The organism is Streptomyces ochraceiscleroticus (genome assembly GCF_000720485.1).
GTDB classification, from domain to species: Bacteria; Actinomycetota; Actinomycetes; order Streptomycetales; family Streptomycetaceae; genus Streptomyces; species Streptomyces ochraceiscleroticus.
This window is the reverse complement of sequence record NZ_JOAX01000005.1, coordinates 66,737-81,173: the sequence shown is the minus strand read 5'-3', so window position 1 is coordinate 81,173 and position 14,437 is coordinate 66,737. Positions and strand designations below refer to the sequence as shown.

Sequence of the window (14,437 nt, the reverse complement as noted above, 5' to 3'; positions counted from 1 at the left end):
CACCTGATGAGAAGACGACGCTGTCCCCGTCCCCTCGTGCCCCTCCTCACCGTCCTCGCCGCACTCTGTGCCACTCTCCTGACCGCACCGTCCAGCACGGCACTGAACGCAACGTCCCAGGACACGACCCGGCGCGAGGACGCGTACGCCGGCTACCTCTTCACCTACTTCACCGGCGAGAACACCGCGGACGGCGAGCAGATCCGGATGGCCCTCAGCCGCGGCAACGACCCACTGCACTGGCGCGAGCTGAACAGCGGCAAGCCGGTGCTCACCTCCAACCTCGGCACCAAGGGCCTGCGCGACCCGTTCGTGATCCGTTCGCCGCGGGGCGACAAGTTCTTCCTGATCGCCACTGACCTGCGGATGTACGGAGGCGAGGGCGGAAGCTGGGACCAGGTGCAGCGCACCGGCAGCACGTCCATCATGGTCTGGGAATCCACGGACCTGACCCACTGGACCGACCGCCGTCTGGTGCAGGTCGCCCCGGACACCGCGGGCAACGCCTGGGCCCCGGAGGCATACTGGGACGACAGCCTCGACGCGTACGTCGTCTTCTGGGCATCCAAGGTCTACGCCGAGAACGACCCGGACCACACCGGCACGACGTACAACAAGATGCTGTACGCGACGACGAAGGACTTCCGCACCTTCAGTGCGCCCAAGGTGTGGAACGACCCCGGCTACTCGGTGATCGACTCCACCGTCATCAAGGACGGCGACACCTACCACCGCTTCACCAAGGACGAGCGCGACCCGTCGTCCGGCACGCCCTGCTCGAAGTTCATCACCGCGGAGCGTTCCACCGAACTCACCGACACCAAGTACGACTTCGTGGCCGACTGCATCGGCAAGGGCGCCGTCGACCGGGGCGAGGGCCCGACGGTCTTCAAGTCCAACACGGAGAACAAGTGGTACCTCTTCATCGACGAGTTCGGCGGCCGGGGTTACGTACCCTTCGAGACCACCGACCTCGCGTCCGGGAAGTGGACACCGTCCACGGATTACCGACTTCCCGCGAGCCCCCGCCACGGCACCGTGCTCCCGGTGACCCGCACCGAGTACGCCCGGCTCCTCAGCGCTCTGCCCCCGCGCTCGTCCTAGCACGCTCCGGCCGTGCCCCCACACCTGGGAGCCGATCGGCCGACAGGCTCACCCGGACGCACGAGGCTCCGACTGGCGTTCCGGCGGGCGGTCGGGTAGACCCTTGACGTGCTGTTTCGCCAACTCGAATATCTGGTGGCGCTCTCCCGGGAGCGCCATTTCGCCCGTGCCGCCCAGGCGTGCTACGTCTCCCAGCCCGCTCTCTCGGAGGCGATCCGGAAGCTGGAGGAGGAGCTGGACGTGCCGCTGGTCCGGCGCGGCCGTACCTATGAGGGGCTCACGCCGGAGGGCGAGCGCATCGTGGTGTGGGCGCAGCGGATCCTCGCCGACCGTGACGCCCTCAAGGACGAGGTCGGCGCCCTGCGCACCGGACTGAGCGGGCGGATACGGATCGGTGCCGTCCCGACCGCGACCGGCGCCGTCTCCCTGCTCATCGACCCGTTCTGTGCGGCGCACCCGCTGGTCACCGTGGACGTCCAGGCGGACCTCCGGTCGGAGGACATTCTCCGGCGGCTGCAGAATTTCGAGATCGACGCCGCGGTCAGTTATCTGCGCGAGGACGTTGCCGAGAATTTCCGGACCGTTCCGCTGTACCAGGAACGGTATGTACTGCTGACCTCGGCGGCCGACAATCTGGGCCGGCGGACGACGGCGACCTGGGCGGAGGCGTCGCGGCTGCCGCTGTGCCTGCTGACGGGGACCATGCAGGGGCGCAGGGTGCTGGACGAGCTGTTCGCCGAGGCCGGGGTGCGGCCTACGCCGCGCGTGGAGACCGACTCGGTGGCCGCGCTCTTCGCACACGTCAGGACGGGCCGGTGGGCCAGTATCGTGCCGCACGCCTGGCTGCACGTCTTCGGCATCCCGCCCGGCATGCGCGCCGTACCGCTCATCGAACCCGCACGGACGGTCACCATCGGGCTGGTGATGACCGCTCGGGAGCCGGGGTCCGTCATGGCGCGCGCCCTGACGGAGATCGCCCGGCGCACCGACCTCGCCGCCGCCCTGGAGCGACTGCCCGACAATTCCGTATCGCAATAAGCGGCGCCTATCAAGCCATCGGAAACCCCTCTTTGACTTGTCTCCGGGCACTACCGGAAGGTCAGAGCATGAGCAGCGCAGAGATCGAGGACCCCGCCGACGACCTGTCGGTCACTCCGCCCAAGACCTGGGCGACCGGTCTGCCCGCCGTGACGCACGCGCTGGAGTACTCGCTGGGCCAGACGTCCCTGCGACGCACCGCGCTGACCCTGCTGAACATCAATCAGCCCAAGGGCATCGACTGCCCGGGCTGCGCCTGGCCCGAGCCCGCGCCGGGCAAGCGCCACATGAACGAGTACTGCGAGAACGGCGCCAAGCACATCAACGACGAGGCCACCTCGCGGCGCGTCACCCGGGACTTCTTCCGCGAGCACTCGATCGCCGAGCTGGACACCAAGTCCGACTACTGGCTCAACCAGCAGGGCCGGCTGACCGAGCCGATGGTCAAGCGGCCCGGCGCTACCCACTACGAGCCGATCGGCTGGGACGATGCGTTCGGCCTGCTCGCCGAGGAACTCAAGGCGCTGGCCTCCCCCGATGAGGCGCTCTTCTACGTATCGGGCCGGCTGAACAACGAGGCCGCCTTCCTCCTCCAGCTCTTCGCCCGCGCGTACGGCACCAACAATCTGCCGGACTGCTCCAACATGTGCCACGAGTCCAGTGGCTTCGCGATGACGGAGACGCTGGGCATCGGCAAGGGCAGCGTCTCGCTGGACGACATTCACCACTCCGACCTGGTCTTCGTGGTGGGGCAGAACCCGGGCACCAACCACCCGCGGATGCTCTCGGCGCTGGAGGAGACCAAGCGCAACGGCGGTCGGGTCATCGCGGTCAACACACTGCCCGAGGCCGGGCTGATGCGCTTCAAGCACCCGCAGCGGCCGCGCGGTGTGATCGGCCGCGGCACGCCGATCGCCGACCAGTTCCTGCACATCCGCGCCGGCGGCGACCTCGCCCTGTTCCAGGCCCTGAACCGGCTGCTGCTGGAGGCCGAGGACGCCGCGCCGGGCACCGTGCTCGACCACGACTTCATCGAGGCCCACACCATCGGCAGCGCCGACTTCGCCGAGCACGTGCGGACGGTCTCCTGGGAGCACGTACTCGAGGCGACCGGGCTCACGCGTGAGGAGATCAAGCGCGTACACGCCCAGGTACTGAAGAGCAAGAAGATCATCGTGTGCTGGGCTATGGGGCTGACCCAGCACAAGCACGGCGTGCCCACCATCCGCGAAATCATCAACTTCCTGCTGCTGCGCGGCAACATCGGCAGGCCCGGCGCGGGCGTGTGCCCGGTCCGCGGCCACAGCAACGTCCAGGGCGACCGCACCATGGGCGTGTGGGAGAAGATGCCGCAGAAGTTCCTGGACGCCCTGGAGAAGGAGTTCGGTTTCACTCCGCCCGCCCATCACGGCCTGGACGCGGTGAACGGCATCCACGCGATGTACGAAGGCCGCGCGAAGTTCTTCCTCGGTGTCGCGGGCAACTTCGTACGGGCCACCCCCGACAGCGCGGTCACCGAGGAGGCGATGCGCAAGTGCCGGCTCACCGCGCACATCTCCACCAAGCTCAACCGCTCCCACACGGTCTGCGGTGACACTGCCCTGATCCTGCCCACGCTGGGCCGCAGCGACAGGGACTTCCAGAACGGCGTCGAGCAGTTCATCACCGTCGAGGACTCGATGAGCGACGTCCACGCCTCGCGGGGGAAGCTGCCGCCGGCCTCCCCGCATCTGCTCAGTGAGGTGGCGATCATCAGCCGGCTGGCGCACCGGACCCTGGGGGACGAACCGTTCATCCCCTGGGAGCAGTTCGAGGGCGACTACGGCACGATCCGCGACCGGATATCCCGTGTCGTACCGGGCTTCGAGGACTTCAACGCCCGGGTGGCGAAGCCCGGCGGCTTCCATCTGCCCAACCCGGTCAACGAGCGGGTCTTCCGCACCCCGAGCGGCAAGGCCGTGTTCACGTCCAACGAGTTCACGATGCCGCACGTGCCCGAGGGGCATCTGCTGCTGCAGACGCTGCGCTCGCACGACCAGTGGAACACCGTCTGGTACGCGCCGAACGACCGCTACCGCGGCATTCACCACGCCCGCCGGGTCGTCCTCGTCAACCCCGCCGACCTCGCGGACCTCGGCATCGCCGACCGCTCCGTGGTGGACCTGGTGAGCGTCTGGCACGACGGGACGGAACGCCGCGCTGAGCACTTCGAGGTCGTCGGCTATCCCGCCAGCCGCGGCTCCGCCGCCGCCTACTACCCCGAGACCAACGTCCTGGTCCCGCTGGACAGCGTCGCCGACTTCAGCAACTGTCCCACCTCCAAGGGTGTGGTGATCCGCCTGGAGCCCAGGGAGCGGAGCGCGGCATGGGACGCGTGACCGTACGGCGGCGGGTGCTGCGCATCCGGGACGGGGTGCCCTCGTACCGCCCGGACACCCTGGCCGCCGAGGAGCCGATGGAGATCCGGGTCGGCGGGCGGCCGCTCACCGTGACCATGCGCACCCCGGGCGACGACTTCGGCCTCGCGGCCGGCTTCCTGGTGAGCGAGGGGGTAGTGCACACTGCCGACGACGTGGCCGGGATCCGCTACTGCGCGGGCGCCACGGCCGACAACGGCAATACATACAACGTGGTCGACGTCGTCCTGGCCCAGGGCGTGGCCGCCCCGGACGCCTCACTGGAGCGCAACTTCTACACCACGTCCTCGTGCGGGCTGTGCGGCAAGGCCAGCCTGGACGCGGTACGCACCTCGGCGGCATGGTCCGTGGCCGAGGACCCACTGAGTATCGGGTCGGAGGTACTGACCACCCTCCCCGACCAACTACGGGCGGCCCAGCGGGTGTTCGACAGCACCGGCGGCCTGCACGCCGCAGGCCTCTTCACGGCCGACGGCGAGCTGCTGTGCCTGCGGGAGGACGTCGGCCGGCACAACGCCGTGGACAAGGTCATCGGCCATGCCTTGCGGTCGGGACTGTTGCCCCTGCGTGGGACGGTGCTGATGGTCAGCGGCCGGGCCTCCTTCGAACTGGTGCAGAAGGCGGTGATGGCCGGCATCCCCATGCTGGCGGCCGTCTCAGCGCCGTCCTCGCTCGCCGTGGACCTGGCAGCGGAGAGCGGGCTGACGCTCGTCGGTTTTCTGCGCGGTACGTCGATGAACGTGTACTCCGGGTCCGAGCGTCTGGAGCCGCAGCCGGTGGGCTGACCACGGGCGGGACCGTGGCAACGTACCTGCACCACCTGCCACAGCAGCGCCGTGAGGGCGAAGCCGATGAGGCCCGTCGGCGGCCGGTACGCCGGCGGCTACATGAGGTCCGCGAGCAGTGCGTCGAGCGCCTCATTGAGTGCGCCCGCGTTCGCCGCGTCGAACCAGGTGGTGCGGATCCGCTCGTTGATCCCGTTCGGCGTCTCATGGTCAGCCGCGAGCTGCGGCAGGGACCGGGACTCATCGCTCAGCGCGCGCCCGACGCCCTGGAAGAGGCTGCGCACGTACCGACCCGCGTCACCGGAGGGGATGCCCTGTCGCGCGGCCCATTCCGTGAGCGTGGCCAAGTACCAGTAGTGGCTGGTGATCGTCGCCGTCAGCGCGGAGAAGACATTGAGTGCGGCTTCGTCCGCCACGGGGAGGGACCCGCCGAGTCGGTCGAACAGTGCGGTCACGACCGGGTGGGAGGGGCACGTGACGGTGACGGAAGTGCGCTGACGCACGGCGGGCAGGGGGATCGCGCGCACGATCGGCGCGTCGGTGTCCCCGAGGGTACGGCGCAGTTCCTCGCTTCCCACGCCGGCCATGACGCTGATCACGACCCGGTCCCCGCCGACCTCGAGTCCGTCGAGAGCCTCGGCCCGGTCCCCGGGGCGGACCGCGATGACGACCACCGCGGCACGGTCGACCACGGCCTGATTGTCGGCGCACACGTGCACCCCCGCATAGCGCCGGGACAGCTCAGCGGCCGCGCCCGCTCCCCGGGGAGAGAGGAAGATCTCCGGCGGGTCGTCCACTCCCTCGCACAAGCCCTCCACCAGGGCGCGGGCGATCTCCCCCACGCCAATAATCCCGATCGGGCCCACCGCGTGTGTCTTCAGAGAATCCATCGTCATCCGCGCATCCTCACAGACAGGTCACTCCCCGTCATATGGCTCTGCTCACGAGGCTGTTGGGAATCGTGAGGCGACCTCCTGCGCCGTTTCGCGGAGCCGGACGTGTGAAGGCCGGCCTCGGGCCCACCACCGGGTCAGCTACGGGCGCGTTGGGTGACCGCGATGCAGCCGAGCACGACCAGCGCGGTGACGGCGGCGAGGGGAGCGAACTGCTCCCCCATGAGCAGGACCGACCAGACCAGGGTGAGGAGGGGCTGGGCGAGCTGAATCTGGCTCGCCCTGAGCACCCCGATGACGGCCATCCCGCGATACCACGCGACGAATCCGCCGAACTGGGAAATGGCGGCGATGTAGGCCATGCCGACGATCGCCTTACTGGTCAGATGCACCGGCTCGGCGGGCAGCGCAAAGGCCGTGACCAGCGCTGATACGGGAAGAGCGGCCACGACGCCCCAGGCGATGACCTGCCAGCCGGGCATGTGGGAGGCGAGCCGCCCGCCCTGCGCGTACCCGGCGGCGCACACCAGGAGGGCGCCGAAGAGGTAGAGGTCGCCGACGGTCGGCAGCCCCTGGTTCTGCTGGAGGGTGAAGGCGGCCACGGTGCCGGCGCCGAGAACGGCGGCCGCCCAGAACACACGCGACGGGCGCCGGCCGGTCAGGGCGGCGGAGACGGCGGCGGTGGCCAGCGGCAGCATGCCGATCACGACGGCCGAGTGCGCGGTGGTGGAGGTCTGCAGGGCCAGCGTGGAGAGCAACGGGAAGCCGATGGCACAGCCGCCGGCCACCGTGAGCAGGGCCGGCCAGTGCTGCCGCGCGGGCACCGGCACCCGGGCGCCGTACAGGCAGACCGCGGCGAGCAGCCCCGCCAGCAGACCCCGTACGCCGGTCGCCGTCCACGGACCAAAACCGTCCAGGGCCCACACGGTGGCCGGAAGACTGAAGGAGAACGACACCACACCGAGGGCGGCCAGGCGAGTCCCGCTGGCGGGAGTACCACGACGAGGAGTGCCGCTACGAGGACTACCACTGCGGGAAGTGCCACCGCGGGGAGTAGCACTGCCGACCGCTATCGCCGAAGACTGAGTAGCGCTATCTTGTACTGTCATGAACGAGAGTAGCAGTGTCGCTCAATTGGCCGCGACCTTGCGGAATGAGCTGAACCGCTATCCGGAAGGGGAGAAGCTGCCCTCGAGCCGGGCATTGGTCACGCAGTACCAGGTCAGTCCGGTGACCGTCTCCCGGGCGATCGCGACCCTCGCCGCCGAAGGGCTCGTCACCTCCCGGCCCGGCGCCGGCGTCTTCAAGGCCACCGCACGCCGCGCCACGGGCGTGCTCGGCGACGTCTCCTGGCAGGAGGTGGCACTGAGCGCGGACCCCCCGCACACCACCGTCGACGCGGGTCCCCGCGGCATGGACGCCGCCGGTGTGCTGGCCACCCTCACCACCCCGCCGCCCGAGGTCATCGACCTCAACGGCGGCTACCTGCACGCCGCGCTCCAGCCGGAACGGGCGCTGGCCGCCGCCCTGGCCCGGGCCGGCCGCAGGCCCGGCACGTGGTCCCGTCCCCCGGTGGAGGGCCTGACCGAGCTGCGGGAGTGGTTCGCGCGCGACATCAGCGGACCGGGCGGCTCGCTCAACGCCTCGGACGTCCTGATCACCGCCGGCGGCCAGAGCGCCCTCACCACTGCCCTGCGGGCCCTGGCCGCGCCCGGCTCCGCCGTCCTGGTCGAGTCCCCCACCTATCCCGGCATGCTCGCCGTCGCCCGCGCCGCGGGGCTGCGGCCCGTACCGGTACCGGTCGACGCCGACGGTGTACGCACCGACCTGCTCGCCGAGGCGTTCGAGGCCACCCGCGCCCGTGCGTTCGTCTGCCAGCCCCTCTTCCACAACCCCACCGGCACCGTCCTGTCCCCCCAACGGCGCGCCGAGGTACTCGGCATCGCCCGAGCAGCCGGCGCCTTCCTCATCGAGGACGACTTCGCCCGCCGCCTGGTGCACGCCGACTCCCCGCCGCTGCCGCTCCCGCTGGCCGCCGACGACCCGGACGGCGTCGTCGTCCACGTCCGCTCGCTCACCAAGGCGGCCTCCCCCAGCCTCCGCATCGGAGCCCTCTCCGCCCGCGGCCCGGCGCTGGAGCGGCTGCGCGCCATCCAGGTCGTCGACAGCTTCTTCGTCCCCCGCCCGCTGCAGGAGACCGCCCTGGAACTGGTCGGCTCCCCCGCCTGGGCCGGCCACCTCCGGGCGCTCGCCGGCGCCCTCCGCGAGCGCCGGACCACCCTCCTCACCGCGCTGAACAGCGCCCTGCCCGCCCTCCTTCCTCGCCGGACACCGCTCGGCGGCTACCACCTCTGGCTGCGCCTCCCCGACGGCACCGACGAACACGCCGTCGCCGCGACCGCCCTCCGCCACGGCGTAGCGGTAACCCCCGGCACCCCCTACTTCACCGCCGAGCCCCCCGCCCCCCACCTCCGCCTGAGCTACGTCAGCACCCCCGGCCCCGCCCAACTCAAGGAAGGCATCCAACGCCTCGGCGAGGCCCTCCCCGGGGCGTGATGTCGGTGCAGTTGAACGGGGCCTACCGCTCCGGCCCCTGGACCGCACGCCGCAGCAGGGTGAGGAACTGGTCGCGTTCCTCCGGGGTGAACGGGGCGAGGAGCTGGTCGCTCACCGAGACGACCGCCGGTGCGAGGCGGGTGGCCAGTTCGCGGCCGGTGTCGGTGATGCGTACCAGCTTGCGCCGTCGGTCGCTGTCGTCCTTGGCGAGGTCCACCAGGCCGCGCTTGCGCAGGCGGTCCAGCAGCGGCGCCGCGGTCGACTTGTCGAGATTGGCCAGGGCGCCGAGCGTGCCCTGGTCCATGGCGCCGCGGGTGTGCAGCAGGCACAGGACCGTGAACTGCGGCCCGGTCAGGTCCTGGTGCACCTGCTCGTACCAGAGCCGGTTGTGCGCCTGGCCGAGCTGACGGGCCAGGGGGCCGATCCCGCCGATCGCGGCGAGCATGAGCCCGGCGTCCGCGTTGTCCTGTGCCATTGCCCGCCGCCGTTCCTCCGCATTGATTAGGACGTGTACGTACTATACCGTCGGCCCAGTTAGGACGTACACGTACTTACCGTGCGTGACGAGGAGGGAAGGTCGGGTATGACGCAGCGCGGCAGTGCGCTCAACTTCCGGGATTTCGTGGAGAGTTCGCTCGCCGTCGGGGATGCGGTCGACATCCGGCGGCCGGTCAGCCCGACGTTGGAGGTCGGCGCCATTACCCGGCGCGTCTATGAGACGCGGAGTCCGGCGCCACTGTTCAGCAATCTGGCCGGGGCCGAGCCGGGCTTCCGGATTCTCGGCGCGCCTGCCGGGCTGAGCGGCCTCGACGAGGGGGCCTACGGCCGGCTCGCCGCGCACTTCGGGCTCGCGCGCGACACCACGCCGCGCGCGCTGCTGGAGAAGCTGATCTCCGCCATGCACGCGGACCCGGTCGCCCCGCGCGTGGTGGAGACCGGCCCCTGCAAGGAGAACGTGCTGACGGGCGACGACGTCGATCTGGAGCGGTTCCCGGTCCCGTTGCTGCACCAGCAGGACGGCGGCCGGTACTTCGGTACGTACGGGTTCCATGTCGTGCGCTCCCCCGACGGGCGGTGGACGAGCTGGTCGGTCAGCCGGACCATGCTGCACGGGCGCACCACCCTCGTCGGGCCCGCCATGCCGCAGCAGCACATCGGCATGATCCACGCCATGTGGCGCGAGAAGGGCCTGCCGACGCCGTGGGCCATGGTGCTCGGCGCCCCGCCGGCGGCGCTGGCCGCGGCGGGCATGCCGCTGCCGGCCGAGGTGAACGAGGACGGCTACGTCGGCGCCCTCGCCGGCAGCCCCGTCGAGGTGGTCCGCACGGAGCTGCACGACCTGTACGTCCCGGCCAACGCCGAGATCGTGCTGGAGGGTTACCTCAGCCCCGACGAGACGGCGCCCGAGGGGCCGATGGGCGAGTACCACGGGTACTCCTTCGCCGAGAGCAAACAGCAGCCCGTCTTCCACGTCGAGGCGATCACCCACCGCGACGACCCCATCCTGCCGGTCTGCGTGGCGGGCCTGCCCCCGGAGGAGAACCACACCATCTGGGGCACGATGATCTCCGCCGTCAGCCTGGACCTGCTGCGCTCCAGCGGGCTGCCGGTCGACCTGGCCTGGTGCTCGTACGAGGCCGCGACCTGCTGGATCGTCGTGTCCGTCGACATCGGGCGGCTGGCGGAGAGCGGGCTCGGCGAGCGGGAGCTGGCCGACGCGGTGGCCGACGTCCTCTTCACCTCGCACACCGGGTGGCTGGTGCCCAAGGTCCTGCTGGTGGCCAATGACATCGACATCACCGACATCAACCAGGTGGTGTGGGCGATGGCGACCCGCTACCACCCCGGCACCGGCGAGTACGTCCACCCGGAGGCGCCGGGCATTCCGATGGTTCCCTACCTCACTCCGGAGGAGGTGCGCACGGGCCGGGGCGGCAAGTCCGTCATGAGCTGTCTGCTGCCCGAGCACTTCGAGGGCGTCAGCAAGGGCGTCACCGCGTCCTTCCGGTACTCGTACCCGGAGGAGATGCGGCAGCGGGTCGTCGAGAACTGGGCCGACTACGGGTTCTGAGCGGCGGGGGTTCCGCCGGACCGCTGACCGGAGGCGGCGCGTGCCGCCACGCACTCGGCCCGCCACTCCGCGTCGGCGGCCAGGTCCAGGCCGGTCCAGGCCATCGCGAGCGCGCCGTCGAGCACCGCCTCGTCGGCGGCCGGCCCGGCGGTCTCCTCGGTGAACTGCCGGGTGTGCGGCATCCCCTGGGCCCCGAGCACGCCGATACCGGGATGGATGGCGGGCATGGCGTGGGTGATGTTGCCCATGTCCGTGGAGCCGCCCGTGCCCTGCGGCACCGGTCCCGGCTCGGGCACCTCGCGGCCGGCCGCGCCCAGGTTGCGGGCGTAGGCGGCCATCAGCGCCGGGTCGTGGCGCAGGTCCAGGTAGTCGGGCTGGATCGGGCGTACCTCCATGGTCGTGCCGGTGGCCAGCGCGGCGCCGCGGAAGCAGTTCAGGACGCGCTCGCGGAGCTCGGTCAGCTCCTCGCCGGTGGGCGTGCGCACCTCGTACTCCAGCGCCGTCCGCTCCGGGATGATGTTCGTCCGCTCGCCGCCGTGCCGGACGATGCCGGCGACCCGGTAGCCGTCCCGGAGCTGCTGGCGGAGCTGGCCTATCGCGACCTGGGCGACGACCGCGGCGTCTGCCGCGTTCAGTCCGCCCTCGGGGGCCGCGGCGGCGTGCGAGGCGCGGCCGGAGAAGGTGACCTCGAAGCGGACGACCGCGTTGCTGGAGCCGCGCGCATCGACGGCGTCGGTCCGGGAGGGGTGCACCATCATCGCCACCGTCACGTCGTCGAAGGCGCCGCGCTCCAGCATCAGCACCTTGCCGCCGCCCTCCTCCTCGGCCGGGGTGCCGAGCAGTTTCACGCGGAAGCCGAGCTCGTCGGCGGCCGCGGACAGGGCGATGGCCGCGCCCGCGCCGGCGGCGCAGATGATGTGGTGCCCGCAGGCATGGCCGATCTCCGGCAGTGCGTCGTACTCCGCGCACACCCCGACCGTGAGGTCGCCGCTGCCGTACGTCGCGGTCAGCGCCGTCGGCAGGTCGCACACGCCGCGCTCCACCGCGAAGCCCGCGTCCTCGAGCAGCGCCGCGAGCCGGGCGGCGGCGCGGGTCTCGGCGAAGGACGTCTCCGGGTCGGCGTGCAGCTCGTGGCTGAGCTCCAGCAGGCGGTCCTTGTACGCGTCGAGCCGGGCGGCGACGCGGTCGCGGAGGGCTGAGGCGGCTGCGGGCATGGGAATCCTCCACCGTCGGGGTGAGCGCGCGAGTAAGGGAACGAGTAAGGAAACGATCCGTTTCCTTTTCGGGGATCCCCTGGTTGTACACGCTTCTCTCGCCGGTGAACAGGTCTGACGAGAAGATTGCTGGAGTGGCCACCGGGCGGGGTTACGACCAGGTGACGTCTTTCGGGAACTTGCCGTTTCCTATTGACGGGGCGGCCGTCGTCCCCCGAAATGGGACGCCATGGCGAGCACGCAGCGGCCGGCCGGCCGACCCCGCAGCAAGGACGTCCACGACCGGGTCGCGGCGGCGGCCTCCGAGCTGTTCGCCGAGAACGGCTACCTCGGCGTGACCATGGACGAGATCGCCGTACGTGCCAATGTGTCCAAGAAGACCCTCTACCGGTGGTGGCCGCACAAAGCCGCGGTGATCGCCGAGGTGCTCGTCGCCCGTGCCGACGTCCGCACCGTCCCCGACCTCGGCGACACCCGCGCCGAACTCCTCGTCGTCTGCGACTACATCGACGACTTCACCCGCTCCCACGACGCCTTCACGCGGCTGTGCCTGACCGAGGCCGCCGCCGACGAGTCGGCCGTCCTGCAGTCCTTCCTGGACATCGTGGCGCACCGCCGCGACCAGGCACGGGCCGCCGTGCAGCGCGGGATCGCCCGCGGCGACCTGCCGCCGGACGTGGACGCCGACGCCCTGCTCGACCTCTGGAACGGATTCTTCGTCTACCGGCGTTCCTTCCGTCCCGCTCCCGTCCACGGCAACACCGTCGAACAGCTCGTCGACCTCGCCCTGGCCGGACAGGTGCCGCGGCTGCCCGCCGCGGGCCCGGCGACCGGCTGACCCCACCCCTCTCCCCTCATCACGGGCCGCGCCCCAGTGGCGCCCGCCCGTACCCCAGCACGCCTTGGAGACCCCGCCATGCCCAGAAGCGCCTCCCCAGGCAGTACGTCCCCGTCCACCGCCGCCGTCGTCGGCTTCCTCGTCTTCATCGAGCTGTGCAGCGGCATCCTGCAGGGCTCCGTGCCCGTCGTACTGCCGCTCATCGGCAGCGACCTCCACGTCAGCGCGGGCGACCTGAACTGGGTCAACAGCGTCTTCCTGCTCGTCGCCGGCATCTCCGTGCCGCTGCTCTCCCGGCTCGGCGACATCTACGGCCACCGCCGCATGATCCGCATCACCATGGTCGCTGTCGCCGTCGGCTCGCTGATCGTCGCCACCGCCGACAGCTTCGCCGTCCTCCTCGTCGGCCGCGCCCTGCAGGGCGTCTTCGCCTGCTGGCTCCCGCTCGACTTCGCGATCGTGCGCGACCGGGTCCAGCCCGAGCGGGCCGGCGCCGCCATCGGAATGCTCGTCGGCGCGCTCACCCTCGGCGCGACCCTCGGCACCCTCGGCACGGGGCTGCTCTCCCGCGCGATCCACGACGTGCACGGGCTGCTGATGGTCCCGGCCGTCGCCATCCTGCTCTGTCTGCCCGTGGCCTTCCGGCTGATCCCGGAGTCCACGACCCGCGCCCTGTGCCGCATCGACTGGGCCGGTGCCGCGCTCCTCAGCAGCGGCCTCGCCGCCCTCATGGTCGGCATGGCGCTGGCGAAGAGCGCGGGCCTCGCCCCGACCGCCGCCGCCGTCGGCCTGGGCCTCGTCCTCATCGCGCTGTTCGTCCGCACCGAGCTGCGGGCGCCGCAGCCCCTGGTGGACGTCCGGCTGATGGCCCGCCGCAGCATGGCGCTGCTGTACGTACTGAGCTTCCTCACCGGCTGTGTGCTGTACGGGGCGCAGACCGCCAACCCGTCGTTCTTCGCCACCCCGCCCGACCTGGGCTTCGGCTTTGGGATGGACGCCTTCGGCATCTCCCTGCTCGGTGCCGCGCACGTCATCGCCATGGCGGTCGCCGGTACCTGCGCCGACCGTGCCGTCCGCCGCTTCGGCCCGCAGCACACCCTCGTCGGCGGCTTCGCGCTGGTGACCCTCGGCTACCTCGGCATGGTCCTCGCGCACGGTGCGCCCTGGCAGATGACCGCGTCCGGGATCATCACGGGCGCGGGCATCGGCACCGCCATCGCCACCCTGCCCGCACTGCTCCTGCGGCATCTGCCCGCCGACCAGACCGGTATCGGCACGGGCATGTACAACACCCTGAAGACGCTGGCCGGTTCGGTGGCGGGCGCGGCCTTCGCCGCGGTCATGAACCACCTCCTGCTCGACGTCCCCGGGGCCCGCGTCGCCTCCGAGAGCGCCTATGTCACCGTCTGGGCCTGCTGCGGGGCGCTGGCGCTGCTCGGCACCTGCATCGCCTGGCGGGTGGGTACCGGGGGCGCAGCGCAGGCCCCGGTCCCGGAGCCCGTCGTGGCCGCGGCGGACTGA

11 protein-coding genes and 1 pseudogene are annotated in these 14,437 nt (G+C 71.1%); 8 read left to right on the top strand and 4 right to left on the bottom strand.

Annotated features, from left to right (window positions below):
* Positions 1 to 6: 6 nt before the first annotated feature.
* The 4 genes and pseudogenes from IG84_RS0108230 to fdhD all read left to right on the top strand — a co-directional run.
* Positions 7 to 1,089: pseudogene (locus IG84_RS0108230) on the top strand (family 43 glycosylhydrolase); the annotation flags it as partial.
* Positions 1,090 to 1,212: 123 nt separating this feature from the next.
* Complete coding sequence (locus IG84_RS0108225) at positions 1,213 to 2,142, top strand: LysR family transcriptional regulator (protein WP_031053205.1); 930 nt, start codon at positions 1,213 to 1,215, stop codon at positions 2,140 to 2,142.
* 68 nt (positions 2,143 to 2,210) lie between these two features.
* Positions 2,211 to 4,520, top strand: coding sequence for an FdhF/YdeP family oxidoreductase (locus tag IG84_RS0108220; RefSeq protein ID WP_031053203.1), 2,310 nt, complete (start codon positions 2,211 to 2,213; stop codon positions 4,518 to 4,520).
* A complete protein-coding gene (fdhD, locus tag IG84_RS0108215) occupies positions 4,508 to 5,344 on the top strand; it encodes a formate dehydrogenase accessory sulfurtransferase FdhD (protein WP_031053201.1) in 837 nt (278 codons plus the stop codon). Before IG84_RS0108220 ends, fdhD begins: the two co-directional genes overlap by 13 nt.
* A gap of 98 nt (positions 5,345 to 5,442) precedes the next feature.
* Here the strand turns inward: fdhD and IG84_RS0108210 are convergent, their stop codons facing one another.
* Both IG84_RS0108210 and IG84_RS0108205 read right to left on the bottom strand, forming a co-directional pair.
* Positions 5,443 to 6,240, bottom strand: a complete 798-nt coding sequence (locus IG84_RS0108210; protein WP_051861507.1) for an NAD(P)-binding domain-containing protein — start codon at positions 6,238 to 6,240, stop codon at positions 5,443 to 5,445.
* A gap of 134 nt (positions 6,241 to 6,374) precedes the next feature.
* A complete protein-coding gene (locus IG84_RS0108205; protein WP_037799611.1) occupies positions 6,375 to 7,196 on the bottom strand; it encodes a DMT family transporter in 822 nt (273 codons plus the stop codon).
* 148 nt (positions 7,197 to 7,344) lie between these two features.
* Between IG84_RS0108205 and IG84_RS0108200 the strand changes: the two genes are divergently transcribed.
* Entirely contained in the window at positions 7,345 to 8,793 is a 1,449-nt protein-coding gene (locus tag IG84_RS0108200; protein ID WP_031053195.1) for an aminotransferase-like domain-containing protein, read from the top strand.
* A 22-nt stretch (positions 8,794 to 8,815) separates the two neighbouring features.
* Here the strand turns inward: IG84_RS0108200 and IG84_RS0108195 are convergent, their stop codons facing one another.
* Positions 8,816 to 9,268 (bottom strand): MarR family winged helix-turn-helix transcriptional regulator, encoded by a 453-nt coding sequence (locus IG84_RS0108195; protein ID WP_031053192.1) that lies wholly within the window; start codon positions 9,266 to 9,268, stop codon positions 8,816 to 8,818.
* Positions 9,269 to 9,376: 108 nt separating this feature from the next.
* On the opposite strand from IG84_RS0108195, the gene IG84_RS0108190 reads away from it, so the two are divergent.
* Positions 9,377 to 10,864: a UbiD family decarboxylase gene (locus tag IG84_RS0108190; RefSeq protein ID WP_031053190.1), complete on the top strand. Its 1,488-nt coding sequence runs from the start codon at positions 9,377 to 9,379 to the stop codon at positions 10,862 to 10,864.
* Here IG84_RS0108190 and IG84_RS0108185 read toward each other — a convergent pair.
* Positions 10,852 to 12,078 carry an amidohydrolase gene (locus IG84_RS0108185; RefSeq protein WP_037799608.1) on the bottom strand — a complete coding sequence of 409 codons (1,227 nt, stop codon included), beginning with the start codon at positions 12,076 to 12,078 and terminating at the stop codon, positions 10,852 to 10,854. The two genes, IG84_RS0108190 and IG84_RS0108185, sit on opposite strands and share 13 nt — an antisense overlap.
* A 229-nt stretch (positions 12,079 to 12,307) precedes the next feature.
* On the opposite strand from IG84_RS0108185, the gene IG84_RS38760 reads away from it, so the two are divergent.
* Together IG84_RS38760 and IG84_RS0108175 are read left to right on the top strand one after the other, a co-directional pair.
* On the top strand, positions 12,308 to 12,916 hold the full coding sequence (locus IG84_RS38760) for a TetR/AcrR family transcriptional regulator (RefSeq protein WP_051861506.1): 609 nt from the start codon (positions 12,308 to 12,310) through the stop codon (positions 12,914 to 12,916).
* A gap of 78 nt (positions 12,917 to 12,994) precedes the next feature.
* Entirely contained in the window at positions 12,995 to 14,437 is a 1,443-nt protein-coding gene (locus IG84_RS0108175; RefSeq protein ID WP_051861505.1) for an MFS transporter, read from the top strand.